Origin of the sequence: Corynebacterium sp. HMSC056F09 (genome assembly GCF_001815785.1) — a bacterium.
Lineage (GTDB): Bacteria > Actinomycetota > Actinomycetes > Mycobacteriales > Mycobacteriaceae > Corynebacterium > Corynebacterium hiratae.
This window is the reverse complement of sequence record NZ_KV821975.1, coordinates 1-25,015: the sequence shown is the minus strand read 5'-3', so window position 1 is coordinate 25,015 and position 25,015 is coordinate 1. Positions and strand designations below refer to the sequence as shown.

The 25,015-nt window shown below is 61.4% G+C and carries 22 protein-coding genes, 2 tRNA genes and 2 pseudogenes; 11 read left to right on the top strand and 15 right to left on the bottom strand.

The features are described from left to right. Position 1: 1 nt before the first annotated feature. From HMPREF3056_RS12075 to HMPREF3056_RS12065, 3 genes are read right to left on the bottom strand one after another with little or no spacing between them, the layout of a single operon-like run. Positions 2 to 856, bottom strand: a complete 855-nt coding sequence (locus HMPREF3056_RS12075; protein ID WP_046647321.1) for an ABC transporter permease — start codon at positions 854 to 856, stop codon at positions 2 to 4. Next, entirely contained in the window at positions 853 to 1,833 is a 981-nt protein-coding gene (locus HMPREF3056_RS12070; protein WP_070754945.1) for an ABC transporter permease, read from the bottom strand. Before HMPREF3056_RS12070 ends, HMPREF3056_RS12075 begins: the two co-directional genes overlap by 4 nt. After that, positions 1,834 to 3,537 carry a TIGR04028 family ABC transporter substrate-binding protein gene (locus HMPREF3056_RS12065; RefSeq protein ID WP_141759878.1) on the bottom strand — a complete coding sequence of 568 codons (1,704 nt, stop codon included), beginning with the start codon at positions 3,535 to 3,537 and terminating at the stop codon, positions 1,834 to 1,836. It abuts the gene before it with no gap. A 56-nt stretch (positions 3,538 to 3,593) separates the two neighbouring features. Between HMPREF3056_RS12065 and HMPREF3056_RS12060 the strand changes: the two genes are divergently transcribed. Further along, positions 3,594 to 5,483 (top strand): FAD/NAD(P)-binding protein, encoded by a 1,890-nt coding sequence (locus HMPREF3056_RS12060; protein ID WP_070546585.1) that lies wholly within the window; start codon positions 3,594 to 3,596, stop codon positions 5,481 to 5,483. 12 nt (positions 5,484 to 5,495) lie between these two features. Here the strand turns inward: HMPREF3056_RS12060 and HMPREF3056_RS12055 are convergent, their stop codons facing one another. Next, the gene (locus HMPREF3056_RS12055; RefSeq protein WP_070754943.1) at positions 5,496 to 6,656 is read right to left on the bottom strand and encodes a cystathionine gamma-synthase; all 1,161 of its coding nucleotides are present in this window, start codon (positions 6,654 to 6,656) and stop codon (positions 5,496 to 5,498) included. Positions 6,657 to 6,771: 115 nt separating this feature from the next. Here HMPREF3056_RS12055 and HMPREF3056_RS12050 point away from each other — a divergent pair, with 115 nt between their 5' ends. Beyond that, positions 6,772 to 7,773 carry a mechanosensitive ion channel family protein gene (locus HMPREF3056_RS12050; RefSeq protein ID WP_070754942.1) on the top strand — a complete coding sequence of 334 codons (1,002 nt, stop codon included), beginning with the start codon at positions 6,772 to 6,774 and terminating at the stop codon, positions 7,771 to 7,773. A 2-nt stretch (positions 7,774 to 7,775) separates the two neighbouring features. Next, positions 7,776 to 8,165 (top strand): globin, encoded by a 390-nt coding sequence (locus tag HMPREF3056_RS12045; protein ID WP_049155831.1) that lies wholly within the window; start codon positions 7,776 to 7,778, stop codon positions 8,163 to 8,165. Here the strand turns inward: HMPREF3056_RS12045 and ald are convergent. Beyond that, complete coding sequence (ald, locus tag HMPREF3056_RS12040) at positions 8,162 to 9,244, bottom strand: alanine dehydrogenase (protein WP_049155868.1); 1,083 nt, start codon at positions 9,242 to 9,244, stop codon at positions 8,162 to 8,164. The two genes, HMPREF3056_RS12045 and ald, sit on opposite strands and share 4 nt — an antisense overlap. A gap of 128 nt (positions 9,245 to 9,372) precedes the next feature. On the opposite strand from ald, the gene chrA reads away from it, so the two are divergent. Then, complete coding sequence (gene chrA / locus HMPREF3056_RS12035; RefSeq protein WP_070754970.1) at positions 9,373 to 10,539, top strand: chromate efflux transporter; 1,167 nt, start codon at positions 9,373 to 9,375, stop codon at positions 10,537 to 10,539. Here the strand turns inward: chrA and HMPREF3056_RS12030 are convergent. The 5 genes from HMPREF3056_RS12030 to HMPREF3056_RS12010 all read right to left on the bottom strand — a co-directional run bounded on the left by HMPREF3056_RS12030 (position 10,536) and on the right by HMPREF3056_RS12010 (position 16,340). Beyond that, positions 10,536 to 11,192, bottom strand: a complete 657-nt coding sequence (locus HMPREF3056_RS12030; protein WP_070702307.1) for a DUF8185 domain-containing protein — start codon at positions 11,190 to 11,192, stop codon at positions 10,536 to 10,538. The two genes, chrA and HMPREF3056_RS12030, sit on opposite strands and share 4 nt — an antisense overlap. After that, positions 11,182 to 11,655 (bottom strand): acyl-CoA thioesterase, encoded by a 474-nt coding sequence (locus HMPREF3056_RS12025; RefSeq protein WP_070754941.1) that lies wholly within the window; start codon positions 11,653 to 11,655, stop codon positions 11,182 to 11,184. Before HMPREF3056_RS12025 ends, HMPREF3056_RS12030 begins: the two co-directional genes overlap by 11 nt. A 49-nt stretch (positions 11,656 to 11,704) precedes the next feature. Continuing rightward, positions 11,705 to 13,375: an energy-dependent translational throttle protein EttA gene (ettA, locus tag HMPREF3056_RS12020; RefSeq protein WP_070516054.1), complete on the bottom strand. Its 1,671-nt coding sequence runs from the start codon at positions 13,373 to 13,375 to the stop codon at positions 11,705 to 11,707. An 80-nt stretch (positions 13,376 to 13,455) separates the two neighbouring features. Next, on the bottom strand, positions 13,456 to 14,046 hold the full coding sequence (locus tag HMPREF3056_RS12015) for a single-stranded DNA-binding protein (protein ID WP_070754940.1): 591 nt from the start codon (positions 14,044 to 14,046) through the stop codon (positions 13,456 to 13,458). A 221-nt stretch (positions 14,047 to 14,267) separates the two neighbouring features. Then, entirely contained in the window at positions 14,268 to 16,340 is a 2,073-nt protein-coding gene (locus tag HMPREF3056_RS12010; RefSeq protein WP_070754939.1) for a bifunctional copper resistance protein CopD/cytochrome c oxidase assembly protein, read from the bottom strand. Between the two features lie 76 nt (positions 16,341 to 16,416). Here HMPREF3056_RS12010 and HMPREF3056_RS12005 point away from each other — a divergent pair, with 76 nt between their 5' ends. From HMPREF3056_RS12005 to HMPREF3056_RS11995, 3 genes are all read left to right on the top strand, one after another. Then, positions 16,417 to 17,349 carry a LysR family transcriptional regulator gene (locus HMPREF3056_RS12005; RefSeq protein WP_070516060.1) on the top strand — a complete coding sequence of 311 codons (933 nt, stop codon included), beginning with the start codon at positions 16,417 to 16,419 and terminating at the stop codon, positions 17,347 to 17,349. A gap of 39 nt (positions 17,350 to 17,388) precedes the next feature. Beyond that, positions 17,389 to 17,462 (top strand) — tRNA-Arg (locus tag HMPREF3056_RS12000). Positions 17,463 to 17,538: 76 nt separating this feature from the next. Next, positions 17,539 to 18,171, top strand: coding sequence for an alkaline phosphatase family protein (locus tag HMPREF3056_RS11995; protein WP_070754938.1), 633 nt, complete (start codon positions 17,539 to 17,541; stop codon positions 18,169 to 18,171). Here the strand turns inward: HMPREF3056_RS11995 and HMPREF3056_RS11990 are convergent, their stop codons facing one another. After that, positions 18,172 to 18,357 (bottom strand): PspC domain-containing protein, encoded by a 186-nt coding sequence (locus tag HMPREF3056_RS11990; protein WP_070754937.1) that lies wholly within the window; start codon positions 18,355 to 18,357, stop codon positions 18,172 to 18,174. Between the two features lie 129 nt (positions 18,358 to 18,486). On the opposite strand from HMPREF3056_RS11990, the gene cmrA reads away from it, so the two are divergent. After that, positions 18,487 to 19,299 (top strand): mycolate reductase, encoded by an 813-nt coding sequence (cmrA, locus tag HMPREF3056_RS11985; protein ID WP_049155810.1) that lies wholly within the window; start codon positions 18,487 to 18,489, stop codon positions 19,297 to 19,299. Between the two features lie 46 nt (positions 19,300 to 19,345). Here cmrA and HMPREF3056_RS11980 read toward each other — a convergent pair whose 3' ends face one another. Beyond that, entirely contained in the window at positions 19,346 to 20,890 is a 1,545-nt protein-coding gene (locus HMPREF3056_RS11980) for an alanine/glycine:cation symporter family protein (RefSeq protein ID WP_070754936.1), read from the bottom strand. Positions 20,891 to 21,151: 261 nt separating this feature from the next. Between HMPREF3056_RS11980 and orn the strand changes: the two genes are divergently transcribed. Together orn and HMPREF3056_RS11970 are read left to right on the top strand one after the other, a co-directional pair. Continuing rightward, positions 21,152 to 21,784, top strand: a complete 633-nt coding sequence (orn, locus tag HMPREF3056_RS11975) for an oligoribonuclease (protein ID WP_070754969.1) — start codon at positions 21,152 to 21,154, stop codon at positions 21,782 to 21,784. A gap of 49 nt (positions 21,785 to 21,833) precedes the next feature. After that, positions 21,834 to 21,906, top strand: a tRNA-His gene (locus HMPREF3056_RS11970). A gap of 148 nt (positions 21,907 to 22,054) precedes the next feature. Here the strand turns inward: HMPREF3056_RS11970 and HMPREF3056_RS11965 are convergent. From HMPREF3056_RS11965 to HMPREF3056_RS13835, 3 genes and pseudogenes are all read right to left on the bottom strand, one after another. Further along, positions 22,055 to 22,666, bottom strand: a pseudogene (locus tag HMPREF3056_RS11965) (IS256 family transposase); the annotation flags it as partial. A gap of 151 nt (positions 22,667 to 22,817) precedes the next feature. Next, a complete protein-coding gene (locus HMPREF3056_RS11960; protein ID WP_070754935.1) occupies positions 22,818 to 23,495 on the bottom strand; it encodes a hypothetical protein in 678 nt (225 codons plus the stop codon). A 536-nt stretch (positions 23,496 to 24,031) separates the two neighbouring features. Further along, positions 24,032 to 24,178: pseudogene (locus HMPREF3056_RS13835) on the bottom strand (IS701 family transposase); the annotation flags it as partial. A 112-nt stretch (positions 24,179 to 24,290) separates the two neighbouring features. Here HMPREF3056_RS13835 and HMPREF3056_RS11955 point away from each other — a divergent pair. Beyond that, on the top strand, positions 24,291 to 25,015 hold a 725-nt coding region (locus HMPREF3056_RS11955; RefSeq protein WP_070754934.1), incomplete at its 3' end, for a DUF6414 family protein.

Below are 25,015 nucleotides of genomic sequence, written 5' to 3'. Positions count from 1 at the left end.
GTTAGGCCTCCACGGGGAAGTTTTGGGACAGGCGATTGGCGGACATCACCACGGCGACCAGCGCAATGCCGGGCAGGATGATGAGCCACCAGGCGGTGGCCATGAAGTCGCGGCCCTCGGCGATAATGAGGCCCCATTCCGGGGTCGGCGGCGGGGCCCCGTAGCCCAGGAAGCCGAGGATGGACAGCTGCAGGATGGCTGTACCGAACTGCAGGGTAGCCAGGGCGATAACCGGGGTGAGTGAATTGGGAAGGATGTGGCGGAAGAGCACGGTGGCGTGGGTGGCGCCAGCGCCGTATGCGGCCTCGATGTAGTCCGAGCTGGCCACGGTGATCACCTGGGAGCGAGCTAGGCGCGCGAAGGTCGCGACCGAGGTCGCGCCGACGGCCACAGCCGCTTGCACGGAGCCGAAGCCCAGCACGATGATGATCGACAGCGACAGCAGGATGCCGGGGATGGACAGCAGCACGTCGACGACGCGCATGAGCACGCTATCCACCGCTCCTCGCAGGGAGCCGGCGAGAAGACCGATCAGCGTGCCGACGACGAGGCCGACAGCCACGGCGATCAGCGCGCCGAGCAACGACTGGCGGGCACCGTAGACGATGCGCGCATACAGGTCGCGGCCCACCGCGTCCGTTCCCATGAGGTGGCCGGACTCCCCCGGCGCCAACAGGGCTACGTCGGTGCCCGCGTACGGGTCAGCCGAGGTAAACAGGCTCGGGAACAGGGCGGCCAAGAACGCCACCGCGAGGACGATAATGGCGATGACGGAACCCGGCGCCAGCCATGGGTTGGCCTGCCCCGCGGGAGCGCGGCGCGAGGTTCGCAGGGGTTTGGTGAACGTCACACTCATGAGCGCACCGTCCTTTCTTCAGTGGCGGCAGCGCGGCGCTTCGGGGTGCTGGCGCGCAGGCGCGGATCCAGCACCGGGTAGAGCAGATCCACCACGAGGTTGATGATGATGTAGGAAGTTGCGGCGATGAGAACCACCGCCAGCAGAACCGGGGTATCGCGGTTAGCCACCGCTTGGGCCACCATGTAGCCCAAGCCGGTACGGCCGAAGACGGTTTCGGTCACCACGGCACCGCCGACGAGCTCACCAAAGAGCAGGCCCGCCATGGTCAAGGTAGGCAGCAGCGAATTACGCAGGACGGTGCGCCAGAAGATCCAGGACTCCGAGGCACCACGAGAGCGCACCGCCTGGACGAAGGGCCGCGACTGCGTCTCATCAATGGAGCGAATCAGAACCTGGATGAGCGGTGCGGCCATGGGCACGGACAGCGTCAAGGTCGGCAGGATGAGGCCTTCGACAGACCCAGGTTCGATAACGCGCACCCAGCCCAGCTGGAAGGAAAAGAACTGGATGAGCAGGATCGCGATCCAGAAGCCGGGCAGCGAGACCATGAAGGAAGGCAGACCCCGGAAGAAGGAGCCGATGGCGCCGAGACCGGGCAGCGTGGCAAGGAAGGCGACGAATACGGCCACGATGAGTGCCAAGCCGATGGCGCTGATGGCCAGGATGAGGGTGTGGGGAAGGGCGTCGGCAAGCAGCGTAGCCACCGGGGCGCCGGACTGCGTGGAGTTACCAAAGTGCCCGGTGAGGAAGCCGCCCAGGGAGGTGAAGTACTGCACTACAAGCGGCTTGTCGACGCCCATCTCCTCCCGAATAGCCTCAATCTCCGCCTGGGATAGGCCCAGGGCGGGATCGCCGAAGCGGGACTGCACGGCATCCGACGGCAGCGCCGAAAGAAGCAGGAAGGCCACGGTGTAAGTAATGAGCAGCACGAGGAGAGCCTGCCCAATGCGGCTGAAGATCTGGCGGGTTGTCATCTATTTTTCCTCCTCATCCGATGGCGCGGCGTCGATGCTGACCTCGTAGAACCACGGGCGCGCTACCGATTCCGGGCTAAAGCCAGTGATGCCCGGTCGCACGGCGTAGACCACAGGTTCCTCGAAGAGCGGGAGCACGTAGGCCTGCTCGGTGAGGTAGTCCTGGACCTCTTCCGTGGCCTTGATGCGGCCTTCTTTGTCGGGGGTGTCGAGGACGGCGTCGAGAAGCTCCTGCAGGTGCTCGTCGATGGGATTGCCCTCCGCGTCCTGGTTGAGGAAGGCATCGCGGTTGTTGATCCCGTAGAGCGAGGTGATGACGTCGTAGTCGGCGCGGCCCACCATCGAGTGGTAGATCTGCACCTTGTTGATGTCCTTGGCATCGGCGTTCTGGGTGGCCTGGTCGCCGGCGTTGACCTGGATGCCAATGCCCAGGGCGCGCAGCTGGTCCTGGACCATGGTCATGACTTCCTTGGAGCGCGGCTGTGGCAAGGCGGTGTTGGTGCGCAGGACGAGTCGCTGGCCGTCCTTGACGCGGATGCCGTCGGGGCCGGGCTCCCAGCCGGCCTCGTCGAGGAGGCGCTTGGATTCCTCGGGGTCGAAGGTATAAGCGGAAGACTGGTCCTTGTAGGCCAGGCCGGTCTTGGCCACCGAGGAGGTGGCGAGCGGGTAGGAGTCAGAGAAGAGCACGCGGAGGATCTCCTCGCGGTCCACGCCGTGGATGATGGCCTCACGCACGCGCTTGTCCTGCAGCAGCGGGTGGTCGAAGCGGAAGGCGAATTGGTTGTTCATGGAGTTCGTGCCGCGGGCAATAATGTTGATGCCTTGTTCCTGAAGCAGCGGCTCCTGCGGGGCGGAGATCTGGCGAGCGATATCGGCCTGGCCGGAGAGGATAGCGCCGGTGCGCACGGACTCTTCGGCGGCGAGGATATAGTGGACGCCGTCGATGTCCGCGCGGCCCTGGTGCTTGACCGCCGGCGGGGCCCAGTCATAGTCCTCGCGGGTCTTAAGCTTAAGGTCGGTGCCGATTTCTTCCGACTCCACTACGAAGGGGCCGGAGCCGATGACGTTGACCGCGTTGCCAGGGCCAAAGCCTTCGTTGTCCAAGGCCAGCGTGGAATCGGAGAGCAGGCCGGCGTTATAGGCGGAGGTGGCCTGAAGGAAGCCCGGGGAAGGCTGGGTGAAGTAGAACTTCACGGTGTCCTCGTCCACGACTTCGCCGCGGTCATAGTTGGCGATCTGCTCGGAGCTGGTCAGCGTGCGGGATTTGTCACCGCGCCCGAAGAGATCGAAGTTGGCCACGACGTTCTCGGCAGTCAAAGGAGAGCCATCGGAGTAGGTCACGTCGGTGCGGATAGTAAACGTGTACTCCGTGGCATCCTCGTTAACCTTGGGCATCTCCGTGGCGATCCACGGCGAGAGCTCGAGGGTCTCGGGGTCTTGGTAGAGGAGGCGGTCGGTCAGCTGGTTGACCACGCCACCGTTGGGGTAGAAGCCCGCGGCCGGCGGGTAGAGCGTGCGGAAGAACTGCGGCTCGAGGTAGGTAAGGACGTTGTCCTCCCCTTCCGGCCGGTCCGCAGCAGAGCAGCCCGCTAGGGCAAGGGCTGCTGCCAAGGTGGCGGCGAGTGCGCGTAGAGTTTTCACGGTAATGCTTTCAGAAAGTAGATAGTCGGTGTGCAGTGCGTCTCTGGATTTAACACAACGCATACTGAGCGGTATTATTCCACTAGACAGCACAGTCTAAAAGTTTGAGGTTGATTTATATGCCCGCCATCGCCATCGTCGGGGCCGGCCCGCGTGGTATCTCGCTGGTCGAGCGCCTTGCAGCCCACCTGCGCGCGACCCCCCTTCAGTCACCCCTGCGGCTCCACATCATCGATGATGCCCCGCTGGGCGCTGGTCGCATTTGGGACACCGAACAGACCCGCACGCTGTGCATGAACACATTGGCTGGCGCGGTCACGCTATTCACCGAGCCCGGCTCCACGACCACTGCGCCGGTACTTGAAGGCCCCATCCTCTACGAGTGGATTCAGCTTCTGCGCGGCGAGCGCCCCTCCATCTCCCCCGCCAAGCTGGAGCTTTATGATTCCCACCCGCCGCGCGAGGGGCTCGCCTCCTCTTTTGCCGAAGAGCTCGCGCAGACCCGCCCCGAGTCCAACCCTTCCCGCGCGCTTTACGGCGCCTACCTGGAGTGGGTTTTCGAGGTGGCACTGGCGCAGCTGCCGGAGAGCGTGGACGTCGTCCAGCACCGTGCCCGCGCGCTGTCCATCGACGCGGCCGAGGGCCACGATGTCATTGCGCTTTCCGACGGCACTACCGTCACCGCCGACGCCACCGTCCTGGCCTACGGCTGGCAGGTACCCGCGCTGAGCGAATCCGAACGCGCGCTGGCCGAGGCCGCAGATTCCGGCTTGCACTGGGTGCGCCCGGATAACCCCGTGGAGCAGCCGGTGTCTGAGGTCCCTGCGGGCGAGAAGGTCCTGGTCCGCGGTTTGGGCATGGGCTTCTTTGACGTCATGGCGCTGCTCACCATCGACCGCGGCGGCGAGTTCGTCGAGGACCCCTCCACCCGCTCCGGGCTGCGCTACGAGCCGAACGGCGAGGAGCCGCACTTCATCGTCTCCTCCGGCCGCGGCTACCCTTATATCCCGAAGTCGGAGTACCACGCGCTGCCGCCGAAGGCTGAGCTGACCCGCTTCCGTGCCGCAGCCGCCGCGCTCGATCCGAAGGTGGAGCTGGACTTCGGCACGCAGCTGCTGCCGCACATCCTGCGCGATGCCTACGCCGAGTACTACGAAAACCAGGCGCGGGTGGCACCGGATGCTCTGCAGCGCCCGCTCGAGGATATCCTCGCCACGATCGATTCCACGGAGCTCACTGCCCCGGATCTTCGGGGCATGGCGGATCAGCTGCGCGTCGCGCTCGACGGCGCATCGACTGAGCCGCTCGACCTGGCGCACTGGGCGCACCCGCTGGCGGATTTCGATGGCACTGAGAACGCCGAGCTCACCGAGTACATCGCCGAGGGCCTCGCCCGCGATATCCGGGAGGCCGTCGCCGCCGCCGATTCCCCGCTGAAGTCCGCACTGTGGGCCATCTCGGCCGCGCGCAAGCCTTCCTCCATCGCCGGCTCGGAAGGCCGGATGACGTGGGAGTCCCGCACCAGCACCTACAAGGAGTTCATGGCCTTCGGGCAGATGGTGGGCTCCGGCCCGCCACTCTTCCGCACCCGTCAGCTGCTCGCGCTTGTCGACGCCGGCCTCGTCACCTTCCTAGGCCAGCGCCCCCAGCTGGAGATCGGCGAGAAGTTCACGCTGCGCACCGCGCACGGTGAGGCTTCCTCCACCTGGCTTATCGACGCCTGGATGCACTCCCCCGATGTCCGCCGCGCCGGCGATCCACTCGCAGTGTCCCTCAATGGGCGCGTGCGCGCCTTCGTCGATCATGGCCAGGCCACCGGCTCGCCGGAGACGACGTGGAGCCGCCGCGCGGTCAACCCCGGTGGCACCGAGGACCCGCGCCTGCACATCGTGGGCATCCCCACCTATTCGCAGTGGCCGGATACCACCATCTCCCCCATGCCCGGCACGGATCCGCTCATGCTGCAGGAGACCGACCGCACGGCCGGCTCCCTGCTCACTTCCCTCTAATCACGCGGCGGTTTAATCCAGGGCGTCGAGGGCCTGCTCCAAGTCCGCGAGCAGGTCATCGATGGACTCGATGCCCACAGAGATGCGCACGAGGTCTGTCGGCGGGACGAGCTCGGAGCCCTCCGCGGAGATATGCGTCATGTTCTGCGGGTGCTCGATGAGGGACTCCACGCCGCCGAGGGATTCCGCCAGCGAGATGAGCTTAGTGTTGAGACAAATCTGGCGGGCGTGCTCCTCGCTGTGGAAGCGCACGGACATCATGCCGCCGAAGCCACGCATCTGCTTCTTCGCCAGTTCGTGGCCCGGGTGCGAGGGCAGGCCTGGGTAGAGAACCTGCTTGACCTCCGGACGGGATTCCAAGAACTCAGCCACGGCCTGCGCATTGGAACAGTGGCGATCCATGCGGACTTCCAAGGTCTTGATGCCACGGGCGGTGAGGTAGGCGTCGAAAGGCGAGGACACCGCACCGACATTGCCTTGGAAGTACAGCAGGCGCTCGTCCATCTCCGCGGAGTTGGTCACGACCGCGCCGCCCAGCACATCCGAGTGGCCGCCCAGGTACTTCGTAGTGGAGTGCAGCACGTGATCCGCGCCCAGCTCCAAAGGATTCTGCAGGTAGGGCGTGGCGAAGGTGTTGTCGACGACGATCTGGGCGTCGCCAGCCGCCTTGACTGCCTTAGCGACCGCAGCGATATCCGTGATTGTTGTCGCCGGGTTGGTCGGGGTCTCCAGCCAAATCAGCTTGGTGTTCTCCTGCAGCGCCGCCTCTACCGCCGCGGTATCGGCGGTGTTGACGATGGACAGCTCGATGCCCCACTGGCCATAGTCGTGGTGCAGCAAGCGATACATGCCGCCGTAGGCATCGTTGCCCAGAATCACGTGGTCACCCGGACGCACGAGGATGCGGATGAGGGTATCGACGGCCGCCATGCCCGTGGCGAAACAGCGGGCGTATTCAGCGTTCTCTAGCGCCGCGAGGGTCTTCTCGAGGGAGTGAACGGTGGGGTTGGCCACACGGCCATACTCATAGCCGCCGCGCAGCTGCGCGAGGCCATCCTGCTGGAACGTGGTGGAAGCGTAGATCGGTACGTTGATGGATCCCATGTGAGGATCCGGCTGGTAACCGGCATGGATGGAACGGGAGGAAAAGCCAAGGGTGCGGTTGTCAGTCATGAGGCACAAGTCTAGACCAAGCTGTTCAGTTGGGAGAAAGACGAGCTTTTTATATTCAGTTCTCTTCCCTACCATCGGTAGACGTCAGTCGTGAGCGACAGTAGAAAGGACACACGTGACCAGACCTACCGCATACCTCAGCGCTTCCGCCGAGCAGACCAACGGGGCCGTCGACGCGGTCACCCGTTGGTGGCAGACCGAGAACATGCAATCCTGGCTCATCGACAAACCCATCGGCATCGCGCTCATCCTCATCGTCGCCGTCATCGGCAACTGGCTGCTGCGCCGGCTTATCAGCAAGCTGGCGGATAACAGCATCAAAAAGGGCAAGCTCAGCTCGCCGCTTTCCCCGCGGAAGGTGCACCGCGAGACCGACAAGGTTCTCGCGCGAACACAAGAGGCACGGCGCACCTCCCGCATCCAAACGCTCGCCGGCGTAGGCCGCTCCGCGGTCTCCATCTTCGTCTGGGTCTGGGCCGTGCTCGCCATCCTGGACAAGCTCGGCGTCAACGTCGCCCCGCTCGTGGCCTCTGCCGGTGTGGTTGGTGTCGCCCTTGGTTTCGGCGCGCAAGCGCTGGTCAAGGACTTCCTCTCCGGCATCTTCATGCTCATGGAGGACCAGTACGGCATCGGTGACACCATCGACCTCGGCAACGGGGTCTTCGGTGATGTCGAGTCCATCTCCCTGCGCATTACCACCGTCCGCGATATCGACGGCGCGCTGTGGTACGTACGCAACGGCGAAATCCTGCAGGTGGCCAACCATTCCGACCGCTACTCCGTGGCCCGCGTCCAGGTCCCGATTGCGCTGAGCAACGATCCCACGCGAGCAGTCGACGTCATCACGTCCGCAGCCGAGGAGGCCGCCCGCGATCCCGAAATCAAGGACTACATCCTGGCCACGCCCACGGTCAACGGCATGTCCGGCCTTGAGGTCGACCACATGTCCTACCGTGTGTCGGTCAAGACGCTGCCAGGCAAGCAATGGGATGTGCAGCGCGCGATGCAGGCGAAGATCCTCACAGCCATGCACGAAGAGGGGATCACCACCCCCTACCCGCGCGGGATGGCTATCTTTGATCTGGAAGAACCCGGCCTGACGCGAAAGGAAGACTAGACGTGCAGCCAACGAGCGTGTACGAGGCCATTGGCGGAATGGAGACCTTTGAGAAACTCGTCGGTGGTTTCTACGCCCAGGTGCGCGAAGACGATCTCATCGGGCCGATGTACCCCCAGCAAGACTGGGAAGGCGCACAGCAACGCTTGACCTGGTTCCTCGTGCAGTATTGGGGAGGTCCGCAGCTCTTCTCCGAACAGCGCGGCCACCCGCGCCTGCGCATGCGGCATGCGCCCTACCCCATCGACATAGCTGCCCATGATCGCTGGCTCGAACTCATGGGCAACTCCCTGGCGCAGATCGACGAGGACACCATCCCGCCCGCTTACCGCGCCATGATCTGGGACCACATGGAGCGAGTCGCGGCGATGCTCATCAACCGCGCCCCTTAAAGCCCGAAGGCCTCCTTCACCGGCTGGGAGACCAGTTCTCCCCCGCGGGTCATAAGCCCATCGGCCAATCCCGAGAAGCGCTCCACAGCACCGTCGAAGCCGTCGGCAGCCACTGCGCGAATGTAGGGCAGAGTGGCAGAACCCAGCGCACGGGCAGAGGTGTTCGCCACCGCGCCGGGCATATTGGCCACGCAATAGAAGATGGTGTCGTGCACCTTGAAGGTGGGATCGTCGTGGGACGTCTTGCGGGAGTTTTCGAAGCAACCGCCTTGGTCAATGGCGACGTCGACAAGCACTGCCCCCTTCTTCATCCGCTGGACCACGTCTTCGCGCACCAGCTTCGGGGCCGCCGCGCCCGGAACCAGGACTGCACCGATGACCAGATCTGCCTCCAGCAGCTCGGACTCCAGCGCCGCGGGGTCCGAGACAATCGTGCGCACGTTTCCATGGTACTGCTCGTCGAAGCGCTGCAGCACGTGCGGGTCAAGGTCCAGCACGGTTACCTCCGCGCGCAATCCTTGCGCCATCGCCACCGCCGAAGCTCCCACCTGGCCACCACCGATGACGACAACGCGGGCCGGGCGCGTGCCCGGCACACCGGCTACCAGCAATCCGCGCCCGCCCTCAGTAGACAGCAGGTGGTGCGCGCCCTCAGTAACCGCCAGGCGGCCAGCCACCTGGGACATCGGTGTCAGCAGCGGCAGCGTGCCACGGGAATCGGTCACAGTTTCATAGGCCACGGCCGTCGTACCGGCCTTCATGAGCGCTTCCGTCAGCGGGCGATCCGCAGCCAGGTGCAGGTAAGTAAACAGCAGGAGGTCTTCGCGCAGGTAGCCGTACTCGGATTCGAGAGGCTCCTTGACCTTGACCACCATATCCGCCGCCCAGGCCTCCGCAGCGGAAGGGACAATGGTCGCGCCGACGGCTTCATAGTCGGAGTCCGGGAATGAGGCGCCTTCCCCGGCCGCTGTTTCCACCAGGACCTCGTGACCGTCCTTGATCAAGATGTCCGCGGCACTAGGAGTAAGGGCGACGCGGTTTTCGTTGTTCATGATTTCTTTGGGTACAGCAATACGCATGGTGAGAGCCATCTCCTTTTGTTGAAGAAAACTGAATTCGACCCCTTCAGAGTAACGCAGATCACCTCCTGCGTGCGTCGCTCTTGTTCACCGAGCGGGGTGATTCTTAAAGAATTAGTATGCGGAGCATGAGCACACTAGGCGATGTACGGCGCTCCTTCCTCCCCCTCGGGTGGACTGCGTTTGGCGGGCCGGCTGCCCACCTGGGTTATTTCCGCGCTGAGTTTGTCAGCCGCCGGAAGTGGCTCAGCGATTCCGCCTATGCAGATCTCGTGGCCATGTCCCAGTTTCTCCCCGGCCCGGCTAGCTCGAAGGTCGGGATGGCGCTGGGCTACGGGCGCGCGGGCCTCCTGGGCCTCATCTATTCATGGTTCCTGTTCACCTTCCCCTCCGCGCTCATCCTCGCCTTGTTTGGGCTCCTCGTTGCGCCCAACAGTGGGTGGATCCAGGGCATCTTAGGGGGACTCCTCGCTGCCGCCGCCGGTGTGGTGGTCCACGCCATCGTGGGGATGGCAAAGAAGCTCCTGCTTACCCCCACCGCGTGGGCGCTTGCGCTCATCAGCGCCGCCGTGCTGCTCGTCGCCGGGTCCGCGTGGCAGCTGGCTGTCCTCGCCGTGGCTGGGCTGCTGGGGGCCACCGTGTTGAGAACATGGCTGCCGACGACCTCGGCGCCCGCCGCCGATAGTGGCCTGCGCGCGGTACCCGCCCGCCTGGCGTGGGGCTGTGTAGCAGCGTTCTTCCTCCTGCTAGGCGGGCTGGCGGTGGGGGCACAGCTTAGCGACGCCTACCTCATCACCCGCGCCAACGCCTTCTACCAGTCCGGCGCCCTGGTCTTTGGCGGCGGGCACGTGGTCCTGCCACTGCTGGAGGAACAATTCGTCGGCGCGGGCTGGCTCAGCCAGCAGGAGTTTCTCGCGGGCTACTCGGTAGCCCAGGGCGTGCCGGGGCCGCTGTTTACCTTCGCGTCTTACCTTGGGGCAGTCGACGGCGGGATCGGCCGAGCGCTCCTGGGGACCGTTCTTATCTTCGTGCCGGGCGCCTTACTCACGCTCGCGGCTTTGCATTTGTGGGCGCGCTGGAATCATCTCGGTTGGCTGCGCGGCGCGTTCTCGGCCATCAACGCGGCCGTGGTCGGCCTGCTCATCGCGGCGCTCTGGGATCCCATCATCACCCACGGGGTGACAGGGTGGGCTTCGGCGCTCATTGCAGTCGGCGCGGGCATAGCCCTCTTCTGCAAGGCCCCGCCGTGGACGGTCGCCGTCGGCGCCGCACTGGCGGGATTCGTACTGCTCTAGAACAGTGACAGGCGCGTCGAGTGGTAGACGCTGCCATAGGGCGCGTCTAGGCGAACCCAGCGCCCCTTGCCGGACACGCGCAAGTGACGGGGGATCTTGAGTGATGCGGCAAACCCCGGAATGAGGCCGAGGCTGGTGCAGGCGAAGATCATCCGCATGGGAATCTCCACCTGCGCCTCCGAGCTCTCCACGGTGAGCACTGTCTGATTCAACAGGCTTTTTGGCGGGCCCATCGGCCCTGAAAACTGGCGGGCCAGCTGGCGGCCCTTATCGGCGAGCTCGCGAACGACGTCGACCGGCAAGGAATCGATCTCGCGGAATCCCTGCGCCGGCGGCAACGCGCCTGGCCACGATGGATCGCGCGCCGGCCCCAGCGAAAGCTCCACTCCGTCCTCCGCAAGGACAGGGTCGGGGGCGGTGTGGAGGGCGTCGGCAAGCGCTTGCGCGGACACCACTGCCCCGTCGCGGCCCACGGTGCCTCCGCACCGCCGTGCCACAACGACATCGAAGGGCGTCGTGACAAAGACCTCGACCTGGTTGGCGTCATGCTGGCGCAGACGCACCGAGGCTGAGGCATCGAGCCCCGTCGCGCGGGCGAGGAGAGCACGCAGCCCTCCCCCACCGCTGCGCACCCGGAGAGTTTCACTCTCCATGATCGCGCTGCTCATCCAGCTCGACGACGGCGTGTTCCAGGATGATGTTGCGCTCCTCCTCAGTAACCTCGCGTGGCATCTGTGTACCCGGGTCGATGGCGACCTGCACGCAGTCGATGACGCAGGCCACCTGGCCCTGGGCATCCTTGATCTTTTGGCGGGTGGTGAAGGACGTGGTGCCAAGACGCACCACCGTGGTTTCCACCGTGACCGTGCCGTGCTGCCCATCCCATTTAATGGGGCGGACATAGTCCGCGTCGATATGGCGGACGAATGCCACCATGTTGACACCGCGGGCGTAGAAGTTGTGCATGGCAAAAGCCAAGCGCGCCTCCTGCGCCAGCTCGATGAAATTGGAGTTCATCATGTGGCCGTACATGTCGAAGTCCGACCAGCGCACACCTACGGTGAGCGCATGGACATTGTCCGTGGCCTTTTCCGACACAACCTTTTGAGCGGACATTCCAGGTTCCTTTCGGAGTTCTTCCTCTGAGTGTTAGGGCCAGTTCGCCCTAACGGCTGAGCTTGCGGTGGGTAACGCGAGACGGACGGGCAGCTTCCTCACCGAGGCGCTCAACCTTGTTCTTCTCGTAGTCACCGAAGTTGCCCTCGAACCAGAACCACTGACCTTCTGCCACGTTGCCCTCCCAGGCCAGGATGTGGGTACAGGTGCGGTCGAGGAACCAGCGGTCGTGAGAAATAACCACGGCGCAGCCGGGGAACTTCTCCAGGGCGTTTTCCAGCGAGCCCAGGGTTTCCACGTCCAAGTCGTTGGTCGGCTCATCGAGGAGGATCAGGTTGCCGCCCTCTTTAAGGGTCAGGGCCAGGTTCAAGCGGTTGCGCTCACCGCCGGAGAGAACCTTGGAAGGCTTCTGCTGATCGGCACCCTTGAAACCGAAAGCGGAGAGGTAAGCGCGGGACGGCATTTCGTTCTGGCCGACGTGAATGTAATCCAGCCCGTCGGAGACTACCTCCCACACGGTGGCCTCGGGGTCGATGTTCTCGCGGCCCTGATCAACATAGGACAGCTTGACGGTCTCGCCAACGTCCACGCTGCCGGAATCCGGCTGCTCCAGACCCACGATGGTCTTGAACAGCGTGGACTTACCAACACCGTTCGGGCCGATCACGCCGACAATGCCGTTGCGCGGCAGGGTGAAGGACAAGTCCTTGATGAGCACACGATCATCGAAGCCCTTGGTCAGGTTCTTGACCTCTACCACCTTGTTGCCCAGGCGCGGCGGGGTCGGAATCTGGATCTCCTCAAAGTCCAGCTTCTTGTACTTCTCGGCTTCCGCAGCCATCTCCTCGTAGCGCTGGAGACGGGCCTTGTTCTTGGCCTGGCGGGCCTTCGCACCGGAGCGAACCCATGCGAGCTCGTCCTTGAGGCGCTTCTGCAGCTTCTTGTCCTTGGCACCGGCAATTTCCAGACGCTCAGCCTTCTTCTCCAGGTAGGTGGAGTAGTTGCCCTCGTAGGGGTAGAGCTTGCCGCGGTCAACCTCACAGATCCAGCCCGCGACGTGGTCGAGGAAGTAACGGTCGTGGGTCACGGCCAGGACCGCACCCGGGTAAGACTCGAGGTGCTTCTCCAGCCACTGGACAGACTCGGCGTCCAGGTGGTTCGTGGGCTCGTCGAGCAGCAGCAGGTCGGGCTCACTCAGCAACAGCTTGGCCAGCGCGACGCGGCGGCGCTCACCACCGGAGAGGTTGGTTACCGGGGCATCGGACGGCGGGCAGCGCAGTGCTTCCATAGCCTGCTCGATCTTGGAATCGACCTCCCAGGCATCGGCGGCGTCGAGCTCCTCCTGCAGCTTGCCCATTTCCTCCATGAGCTCGTCGGAGTAATTGGTGGCCATCTCCTCCGCGATCTCCTCGAAGCGCTGCTTCTTCTGGAAGATTTCACCGAGGCCTTCTTCGACGTTTTCGCGGACCGTCTTCTCCTCATTGAGCGGCGGCTCCTGGAGGAGTATGCCGACCGTCTTGCCCGGATCCAGGAAAGCCTCACCGTTGGAAGGCTGATCAAGGCCGGCCATGATCTTCAGGATCGAGGACTTACCTGCACCGTTGGGGCCCACGACGCCAATCTTGGCGCCCGGGTAGAAAGCCATGGTGACGTTGTCCAAAATAACCTTGTCACCGATGGCCTTACGCACGTTTTTCATCGTGTAGATGAATTCGCCCATGTTTCACCCTTTGCTTCTGTCAGGATTGGTAAATAACAGTACAAAGACTACATCACATGGGCGGCGGTGGTCCTCTGTCCTTAGACCATCGCGTCCTCAGGTTCCGGTTCGACGTGTGACTCGGCCGCAGACTGCGCTTGCTGACGGTCCGCCGCGGTGTCCTGCGGAGTATCTCCCGACTGCAGGGCAGCCGGCATTGCTTCATTCTCCGTGGTGCTGGGTGGCGCCGTGTAATCTACGTCCGGCACCGGTGGATTCTCCCCCAGCCAGAGGGCTTCACTGCCCTCCTCGCCGTAAGAGGTGCCAATTTTGGTGGAGGTAATGCAGAAGCGGTTGAGGTCGAGCCCCACGTGAGCAATCTTGATATAGGTCCTAGAACGCGTCGCTCCGCGCTGATCCTCCCATCGATCCGTGACGATGGAGCCCATAACAAAGACCGGCATGCCCTTAAACAGGGACTTTTTGACGTTGATGGCGCACTGGCCCCACACCTCGCCGTCGATATAGTTGAGGTCCAGCTCTCGCCACACCGTCTTGCCTTCTTCATCCTTTTCCGGAACGCTGCGGGAGGAGGCAAAGCGCAGGCGGGCCTTGTACATGGTGTCGCTAATCTTGGTCAGGTGCGGGTCGTGGGTCAAACGCCCAGTAAGTGAGATTGGGTATTGAGACATTGCGTGATTCCTTTGCCATGTGTGGTTGGTGATCTTCTTGAGTGCGAGGAAGCAATACGCCTCCCTTACCTCGCATCATCGCCACCGATCACCGCACCCGCAATGGCGTCACCGCCAACCTGTGGATAACTTGTTGAAAGACTCAACAAAATATCCATTCACACAGTTCATAGACCCTTTTCCATCACCCTGGACGCGCCAGCTCTCTAGTGCTGGCGCCCCTAGTGCTGGCGGAAGCTGGAATCGTCGCCTTCGTTCATCTGCTTGAGCATGGCGTTGTAGCTTGCCAAGTCGGCATCGCCGTCAACATCCGCCTTAGCATCGTGGCGGCGAGCAGTGGCGCGATCCTCTCGCAGCCAATCCAGGAATAGTGAACCAAACACGATCACCAGCGGGAACTGGCCAAAGCCCCACGAAATGCCACCGCCGGTCCGCTGATCCGTGACAAAGTCCGGGTTCCACGGCAGGTTCAAGGATTCATAGAAATCCAAGCCCAGAATAACCTGCATCTGCATGAGGTAGACACCGGCGAACAGGTGCAGAGGCATCGACACAAACAGGATAAGCAGGCGAACGCCAGTGGGCGCGCGCCATGGCAACGGATCCGGGCCAATAACCTCCCAGTAGTAGATGTAGCCGGAAATCAGGAAGACCCAGTTCATGATGACGTGCCCGGCATGTTCCGAAATGGCAACCTCGTAGAAGCTCGGAAAGAGGTAGAGCACGTAGAGAATGGCCAGAAACTGCAGGACGTTGACCGCCGGATGCGTCAGGATGCGCAGCGTGGTGGATTTGGTGAGGGCGACAGCGGCGTCGTGAAGCGTGGGCTTGCCCGGCTCACCCGGTTCAAACGCCTCCATAACCAAGGTCACTGGGGCACCCAACACGAGGCAGAGCGGAATCGCCATGGACAAAATCATGTGCACGAGCATGTGCATGGAGTACAGCGCCGGCATGTACAGGCCAATACCGTTGCTCATGATGATGGTCATGCCCAACGAGCCCACCAGGAACCAGGTCGTACGCCCCGCCGACCACGTCAGCCCGCGCTGCTTCAGGCGCCACAACGCATAGAGATAGAAACCAGCCAGCACGAGGCCCAGCGAGCCAAACATGAGATCAAAGCGGAACATGGTCCAGACGTTGGTGGCCGTGGGGGCGTCGAAAAGCTCGTAGCCCACGAGGATCTGCATGGCGTTGAGATTCGGATCCCGCGGCGGCGGGGGCGGTGTACGGCCCATCGAGATGGCCACGCCGACTGTGGCCGCCATGATGAAGACCTCCACCACGGCCACCCGAATAAACAGGCGCGGGGCACTCTTCAGCTGCGGGATGGTGACTCGGCGATGCACAAAGCCTATGGCCGCGAGCACCACCGTGAGCACCGCTTTGCTCAACACCAGCAAGCCATAGCGAGTGGTGAATAAATCCCCTAACTCAACGCGGATGAGCGCGTTGACCACACCGGTCGCCGCCAGCCCCAAGATGGACAGCAGCGCAACCGTAGAATAACGGCGAACCGCCACGCCCATGTCCGGCCCTAGGCGGCGGCCATGCGCAATGAGGCCCATGAGCCCACCGACCCACAGCATGATGAAGAACAGGTGCAAGAGCAGTGAGTTCGTGCCGTAGTCATGGTCGCCGCCAGAGGCCGAGTGCCCCTCCATCCCGAGGGGCACGGTGAGCAACAGCGACAAGAAGAACGTACCGACCTGTCCCGCCCACGTGCGCGCAACAAACCCCGCCACGGCGACGATCGCTGCGATCCCCGCGGTGAGGAGCCAGACTTGCGAAGCCGCAATCTGGCCCACCGCCATGCCCATCAGCTCCGGGTTAAGGACCTGCCGCAACGGGGTACCGGTGAGATCCGACATAACAAGGGGAACCTCGAGCAAGGACACCACCGCGGCCCCCACAGCGGCCCAGGCACCGGTCCGCGCAGCGATGTGCCCGTCGACGGTGAGACGCGCCTTGATCAAACGCTCGTTGTCCTTATCAGGCACGGCCGGGTAGATCAAGAACGCGCTGGACATGAATGAGCCAATGGACAGCGCCATCAGCATCCAAGCGACGGCACGGAAGAAGGGCAGACCAAAGGTCGTCATGCGCCCCGGGTCGGGGATACCGAGGGCGGCGAGCGAATCTGCAAGGAAGAACAGGGAAATGATCCCGCCCACAAGACCGGCGAAGACGACGAAAGAAAGATTCAACAAACGGGAGGGCCGCGCTCCCGACGCCGAGTGCGCCAGCCCAGGCGAGTACTGTGAGCTGGTGTTTTCCTTCTCTGTGTGCATGGTGGGCAGTCTACCGCCACACATGTTCTCTTACCTAAAAGGTAGACAACTCTCAGCTTTCGGGTAGTCTGCACTTATGGACTCACGCCAGCTTCACCACTTTCGAACCGTCGTGGACCACGGTTCGTTTACGCAGGCCGCGGAATCGCTGCAGCTCACGCAACCTTCCCTGAGCCTTACCGTGCGCAAACTCGAAAAAGATCTCAACGTGAAGCTGCTCTCCCGCGGGCGCGGCGGAGTCCAAACCACGGAGGCCGGAGATTACCTCTATGGTGTCGCGACCTCGATCGATTCCCTCCTCAACACCGCTGCCGTGCGCCTAGCCGAGATTGCGTCGGGCAGCGCCGGGTCAGTCACGCTGTGTTCCGCGCCCGAGTTCAATTGGCTGTATATGCCGGCGGTTCTGCGCCGCATGCGGCAACGCGCGCCAGAGGTAAGTGTTTCCTTAAAGGACTTAGAACCTACCACCACGCTCAAGCAGGTCCTGGATGGCTCCGTGGAGATCGGCATCATCCTCACCACCAACCCACAGCGCTTCCGCCAGGACTACGGCACACAGCTCACCATTGACTGCGCCGCCGAGATGGACCTGCGCGTCGCACTCCCCCAGCGTCTGGCGGACCTACCCGACCCAGTCCAGCTCTCCGATCTTGCCGCCGAAACGTGGCTCCTGCCGCCGCGCTGTCCGGAGCTCAGCAGCCTGCCCGAAGTGTTGGACCAGGTATGGGCCGCGGCCCCGCTCAGCAAACCTATGGGCGTCCAGGAAATTTCCACGCTGCAAACAGGCTTGCCGCTCGTTGCCGGCGACTATGGCATCAGCCTCATGCCGCACACCGCGCAGGCCTTGGGCCAGAGCGGCGTTCATTTCCGTCGCGTTGCGGAAACGCTGCCTACTATGCAGGCGCTTCTCATCCACCGTACGGACCGCGCCTTGAGTCCGGCAGCGCGCACGTTGGTCTCCGCCCTCCTCAGCACCAGCACCGAATCAACGCCAGCAGTAGCCCGATAGTCTGACTTCGCTCTCCGGTGCGTTATGATGGCTCGGTACGCCTCCATAGCTCAGTGGATTAGAGCAGTGGGTTTCTACCCCATGTGTCGCGGGTTCGAATCCTGCTGGGGGCACGCAGTTCAGAGCCACTTTTTGAGGTGTTCTATAACGCCAAAAAGTGGCCTTTAGGAACCTTTTGGGCACACTCCTATGGACATTACTCTCGCCACTTTTGACTACGCCCCGGAATCCGCGCTGCGCGGACTGCGCTTTAGTAACGCCTGGGTGCCGTCGCCAAGCTATGCGGAATCGCGCCGCGGGGTGCTCACCGGACAGTACCCGCAGCGCGGCGCCACCACCCGCATCACGGAGATTTTCGCGGCCGCCGGCTTCGAGGTCAGAGAAGATGCCCTCCCCGCGTCCTCACCGGTCTTTCGCCTCCTCGAGCAGCCGCATCCCCAGCTGCTGAATGACCTGGAGGGCGTCGTGGCGGTCTGTTCCCTACAGGGCGAGAAGTCCGCGATGTCCCTCCTATGGCCCGGCGTAGCGGAGTCTGGGGTCTGCGCAGAGCTCGTCTCCCCTCTCGACCTAGCGCCCACGCTCGCGGCAATCGCGGGGCTGGATGTGCGCCCCAACGCCCCGCTGTCCTTCGACGGTCTCAATCTGGTTCCGGTGCTCCGCTACGGCGCCTCCGGGCACGCAGCACTCTTCTTCGACAACGGCGTACGTATGCAGGACGCCGTGCTTGTCGACGCCTCCGCCACCCCGCCCAGCGCCTTGCCGCGTCTGCAGGAGGAGTGGGAAACGTGGAAGAGGTTTATGGCTTTCGGCCCGCTGCAGTAGCTACTCCACCGGGATAACAACCCAGAGGATGAGATAGAGCAGGATTCCTGAGAAGCCCAGCAGAGTCGCAACAACGAAGAGAATGCGCACCAGGGTCGGATCGAGGTTGTAGGTCTGCGCAATGCCGCCGCAGACGCCGCCGAACATCGTGTCAGTAGTGGAACGAGTTAAACGTTGGTTGGTCATGATGTCTCCTTTCGCTTTCTATTATCCAGAGTTGGGGCCGAGGAGACATCAGTGTTTACCCTGATTTAGACCCTGAGTGCTCTACGCTGGGTGGAGACTTCCCACCCCTGAGAGAAAGGACGCCGTTTCATGGCTCACTCCCCTGGGCTGCCCGCCCCTACCCGCTCATCGTATGCGCTGCTAACTGGTGCCAGCCAGGGCATTGGCGCTGCGATGGCCAAAGATCTGGCCGCTCGCGGCTACAACGTCATTCTCGTTGCTCGCCGTGAAGAGGTCCTCGAATCCATCGCTGCGGACCTACGCTCCCGTCACGAGGTTGATGCCATTGCGCTGGCTGCGGATCTCTCCGAGGCGGCGGACGTTGACCGCGTTATCGAATTCATGGCGGGCAAGGAAATCTCCATCATCGTTAACTCGGCGGGCATCGCCAGCTTTGGTAAGTTCATGGATCAGGACTGGGATTATGAAACCCGGCAGTTCGATCTCAACGGCAAGGCCGTTCACCGTCTGACCCGTGCCGCACTGGAGCAGATGCTGCCGCGGCGCAGCGGCGCTATTTGTAACGTGGGCTCGGCTGCGGGCAACGTCTCCATTCCGAACAACGCCACCTATGTTTTCACCAAGGCAGGTGTCAATGCCTTTACTGAGGCCCTGCACTATGAGCTCAAGGGCTCGGGGGTGACCTGCACTCTGCTGGCTCCTGGCCCGGTGCGCGATGCTGTTATCCCCGAGGAGGAGCAGTCCATCGTGGATAAGGTCGTCCCGGACTTCTTGTGGACCACCTACGAGTCCTGCTCCGAAGAAACCCTCGAGGCCATGGCCCGCAACCAGCGGCGCGTGGTCCCCGGCCCGCTCTCCAAGGTGATGAACGCGTTGGGCAAGATTGTGCCGACCCCGATTGTTGCGCCGATCATCGGCAGCTTCTATTCCAAGATGGCCTAAAACACGCCAAAGCCCGCGCTCCGTTTCAAGGAGCGCGGGCTTTGCTTTACTTACCTTGGAGCGGAGAGTCCTGCGCGATGGCCTTCTGCGCGGCCTCCTGGCGGGCGAGCTTGCGTTCTACCCAGAAATCAGCGTTCTGGATACCCAGCGCCTCTGGGTCGAACTGCGGATCCTTGCCAGCAGCCTTCTGTGCGCTGTAGTCCTTAAGGCACTTGAGAGCCGGAACCTGCAGGAAAAGGATGGCAATGATGTTGAGCCAGGCCGTTGCGCCAACACCGATATCACCCAGCGCCCAGGCAGCGCCTGGAGTTGTCGTAGCACCGATAACCACGGACACCACGAGGAGAATGCGCAGGAGCCAAACCAGTGCGCGACGGGTGGTCTTGTTGCTAATCCACCGGTTGAAGTAGGTCAGGTTGACCTCTGCCATGTAGTAGTAGGCCAAGACGGTGGTGAAGGCAAAGAACGCGATGGCGATGGCAATGAAGCTCGGTCCGAAACCTGCCAACAGGGTGTCTAGGCCGTGCTGGACAAAGCCCGGACCCACCTCAACACCATCCGGGATAGAACCGGCATAACGCACGGGACCGTCCTCAGATTCGCCCTCGAAGACCTTGTACATGTCCGTGGAGATGATGATGAAGGCGGTTGCGGAGCATACGAAGAGGGTATCGATGTACACCGCGAAAGCCTGGACGAAACCCTGCTTCGCTGGGTGGGACACTTCCGCGGCCGCAGCAGACTGCGGACCGGTACCCTGGCCTGCCTCGTTAGAGTAGATGCCTCGCTTCACGCCCCACATGATGGCCGAACCCAACAGGCCAGAGAAGGCCTGCTCGGCGCCGAAAGCAGACTTAAAGACCATGCCGAAGACCTCAGGGATCTGGTTAAAGTTCATGATCAGAATGATGATGGCAAAGAGAATGTAGGCAGCCGCCATGAACGGAACCACGAGGGACGCGAAGTTCGCGATGCGCTTGACGCCACCGATAATGATGATGGCCAGAATTCCGCCCAGAACCAGCGCAGACCAACCAACTTCGATGCCCCACGCGTTCTGGACTGCCGCAGCCACACCGTTAGCCTGAATTCCCGGCAGGAAGTAGCTGGTAGCCAGGATCATCGCAATGGCGAAGACGATGCCGTAGACCACCATGAACGGGCCAGCCTTGGTGTGTTTGTAGGCCTTCTCGATGTAGTAGGCCGGGCCGCCGCGGTACTCACCAGTGTCCTGGTCCTTCTCCTTGTAGACCTGCGCCAAGGTACATTCCACGAACGACGTTGCGGAACCCAGCAGCGCCACCGCCCACATCCAGAACACAGCGCCTGGGCCGCCGAACGCAATAGCCGTAGCAACGCCGGCGATGTTGCCCACGCCGACACGGCCGGCCAAGGAAATCATGAGCGACTGGAAGGACGAGACACCCGAATCGGAGCTCTCACCATCCTTCAGCTGCTTAATCATGTCCGGAATGCAGCGTACCTGCAGGAACTTGGTCGCCAAAGTGAAATAGATTCCCGCGCCGAGACATAGAAAGACCAGCGCTGGTGACCAGATAAGGGCATTGAGGGTGTCGAGAAAGGCTGACATCGGTGGGTAACCATCCTTCGAAATATGTGAGTGCCATCACGTTAAAGGCTGTCCTAATAATGTCCCATCGACTGAGGCTTTCGTGAGCGAAATCATGAAAAAGTTGAGAAAAGGGCCTGCCGCAACCTCCGCAATCGCCCCAAATCACCAGTTCACATCGTTTAAGGAGCGCCTCCCTTACCAACAGATCTGACCTACCCCCATCTACCCCCGCGCTGGCACCTCCCGAACCTCGCCCAAGGAGAAACTATGGTGGATCCCATGAGTGATATCCCCGCTAAGAATGATCGCCTTGTCTGGATCGATCTGGAAATGACCGGACTGGAACCACAGCGCCACGTCATCGTGGAAGTTGCCGCCGTGATAACCGACGCCGAGCTGAACATCCTTGACGACGGCATCGACCTCGTCGTGCACGCCACGGAGGAGCAACTCGCGGAGATGGACGACTTCGTCACCACAATGCACGCAAACTCGGGACTGGACAAGGAAATTCGGGAATCCACGCTCACCATCGAAGAAGCAGAGGACGCAGTGCTGAAGCTCGTCGAAAAGCACTGCGATCCGAGCCACCCTGCTCCCCTGGCGGGCAATTCAATCGCCACAGACCGCGCCTTCATCCGCGCTTACATGCCACGTCTGGATGCCGCGCTGCACTACCGAATGATTGATGTTTCCACTATTAAAGAGCTCGCCCGCCGCTGGCACCCGCGGGCTTATTACAACCAACCGGAAAAGGGAATGGCGCACCGGGCACTTCAGGACATTATCGAGTCCATCCGCGAGCTCGATTTTTACCGCCGCAGCGTTTTTCGCACCGACGACGGCCCCTCCTCCACGGAAGCCGAGGAATTAAAGGCTGCCACAACCGCCGATTACCAGGCGTTTTTGTAAAACCGGCGACGTGGGTTAACCTGTATCTCGTTGCTTTCGGGCAACGATGGTGGCTGTAGTTCAGCTGGTAGAGCACCAGGTTGTGATCCTGGGTGTCGCGGGTTCGAGCCCCGTCAGCCACCCCGAATAGACCCCCGCATCCTGCTTGAGCAGGATGCGGGGTTAATTTTTTGCGCCGCCCCCGTGCATCGCGGCCCGCACCGCGAAGCCCAAAATGTGTGTCTGGTTCGGCGTGTCGCTGGGGCTAGATTTGGCCTTTTGGATGCCGATTTAATGGGTGTAGTTGGTGTCGATAGCGTTGTCGTAGAGGGCTGGTCGTCCTGTTTCGTGGCCGGCTTGGTTCTCGTTGTGGGTCAGGGTTTGCACTTTGGCGAGTCGGTCCTGTCCCCAGTTGGATTGCCTGGCGATTTCTACGGGATCGCCGGGCAGTTCAGTTTTTTAGGTAGAGCCACCACTCCAGCATTCGGCGTTGGTGTTCTCCGCGTCGTCCGCGGTGTGTTCGTGTTAGCAGTTTCAGCTGGGAGTTGATTCCGCCTTCAAGGCTGTTGGTGGTGGCTTTGATCCGGTCAGTATCAATGACTTCTTCGGGAGAGTTGAGGTAGACAAATAGCAGGTTGCTGCGCCAGAGGTGGTTGAGGCTGTTGTGGGCCTTGCGCACGTTGGCATGGATCCAAGTTCGTGTCCAACGGCCTGTTTGGGGGTCTTTGACGAGGGTCTTCTCGTTTAACCAGGTGCGGTAGACCGTGGCGAATTCATGCAGTTGTGCGCCCCATTGGCTGGCTTGCTCGATAGTGCTAACACGATAGTGCTAATGCGGGTGAGCTTGAGCGCTAGCCGGTAGATAGTGCGCCCAGCATCCGTGCGTGGGCGCGAGGTCAGATAACCTACTCGGCCTCCTCAATTCCTTTCGTAGACGATACGTACGAGCCCCGCCGTGATCCGAGTGCACGCATGCGTTAAAAAGAATGACGACCTGAGCCCATTAGCCGGGCGAAAACACGGGCCGGTGGTGACGTCTTCAGGCTTCGAGTCCTTACTTGCTCAATTTCTTTTCGAGCCGAACTATCCGTTTGTCCCAATCTCCGTCCCAGCCTGCGTCTCGGGCCTCGACACAGAGGTCTAGGGCTGCTTGGAACTCTTTCTGCTTCTCATAAATAATCGCCAGCTGCTTAAATCCCGGGTGTCCGGGGAGAACCTGCGGACCGAGCTCTGTGTGCACCACCCGACCTTCGAACAAGTGAGCATTCTCAGGCAAGAATCGTCCTAGCCCGGCGTCAAACATTGCCCCTGCCACAGTCTTTTCCAGCGAAATCATAACCTTGCATGTAGCAATTGTTTTGGCCAGGAATTCTGGTTCGTCACGCCTACGGTAGTACGCCTTCATTGTGTCGCTGAGAGCAAAATGCCTATCGACGGGTGTCGTGCAGGGGTCAGCAAAATGATGCCAGGATTCTGAAAGCTTTATCCAAATACCCTTGTCACTGTTCCGATGGAACCACTGAGTAAGTAGCTGAAGAATTCTCGTAACATCGACGTCTTCGGGATCCAGTTGACTGTCTCCAATTGTGAGCACAAGAGGGTCCTTGTCGATCACGTCACCATCCGTATGCTCCGCATAAACCTCCCTGATGCGCTGTTTCTCCGACTCCGTAAACATCGTGTTCCACCAGGATTCGAGGCCGTACGCCTCCAGTAACGTTTTCTGCATCATGTGTACGAGAATAATTGGTCACCGACAAAGACAGGCGCTGATGAAAAGCGCCTATACATTACGGCCCCTGTGAAACATAGGGTTACAAGACTTCTGCCAGCCGTTTTCCCAAGCGCAAGGTTTTTGTTTCCAACTGTCGCACATCGACGCCTTTCCATCTCCCGCGATCACGGTGGACAACGACGACAATCTCTCCACCGAACGACCTAGCTGCTCATCAGAGGCGTAGAGACACTGCCAGTGGTAGAACACTGTTTTTGATCGGAAAGCATACCGAAGGCGTAATTCCATAGTGCGGAAATCAACCGGTTAAAGCAACACCATGAGTGCGCCACCCATCTGGGCAAGTTAGCGGTGCGCTTGATGCAACGGCCAGCCAGCAACCATTCGGTACTGACTGAAATGAATTTTGTAACACGCCCTATAGTGCTTTGTTAGGTGTCTCTCGGCCGGTGGCAGTACGGGCAGTGACCCCACCAAGCGGATGACGGCGGCCTGGGCCCCTGCGAGCACGGTTTAGGAACCCAGCCCGCCGACCGGACTTTTGGATCATCCACCGACCGTTTCATCCCGACAAACAGATGCGCCACAATCACCAAAGTGACATGGTGGTGCTGGCGCTCGAATTGATCCAGCCCCAAACCATGCTTGAGTTCGCGGTAATCGGGTTCGATGCGCCACCGGCGAAGAGACACCTAACAAAGCACTACCAGAGACTGAGTCTTGTGGGTCAGAACCAATGTATTAATAACGTATAATTATATAAAGGACTAAGTTTAATCCGCAGGAGTGCAAATGGCAGGTAAAAAGCGCGAGAGCCAGGAAATCGTAAAGGTTGTCTATTTCGACCAGGAGACCGCGTCCGACTACCTGGACATCGTTGCAGGAGGTAATCTCTCTACAACTAAAGAAGATATTCGCAACCGAACCGCAGAAGCTCACGCAGACGTCGATGCAAAACTTAGCGCGAGGCTGAGTTGGCTGCCTTTTCTGCGAGGCTCTGCCGATCTGGGGGCTGGCACGGAAGCCTCTATTGCGGGCGAGAGTATCCTTAGCAAAACGCTGGCTAACACCATCCTCACTGACTATTTAAAATCTGCAGGTGAGGACGCGAAGATTAGGAAGCTCGAAGGTTATAGTGTTTTCGCGGCTCAAAACTCGATGGCATTTCTGAAGATTTACACCCCATTCATGATTGCTGCTCGTACCGAGGATGCAGACTTCGATATCGCACGAATGGATGAGGCTTTGGAAAAGGCGAAGGGGTACTACGAGTTGCTTGGCGTGAACGTCAGTGGCGAGAAGGTTGTACTCCGATTTAATATTCGTGCCTTTCGAAACAACTATGGTTTATCGGATTTAACCCGGATGAACTTGGTTTTCCACGGTATTGAAGTCGGACGAACGACAGAGGCAAGCCTGAACATTGAGTCCGAAATGGCCCAAGGCGCAACGGGCGCTCCGAAACTAGCAGATCTGATCCTAGATTCTGGGGTTGCCCGCAAATCGTGGACACGTAG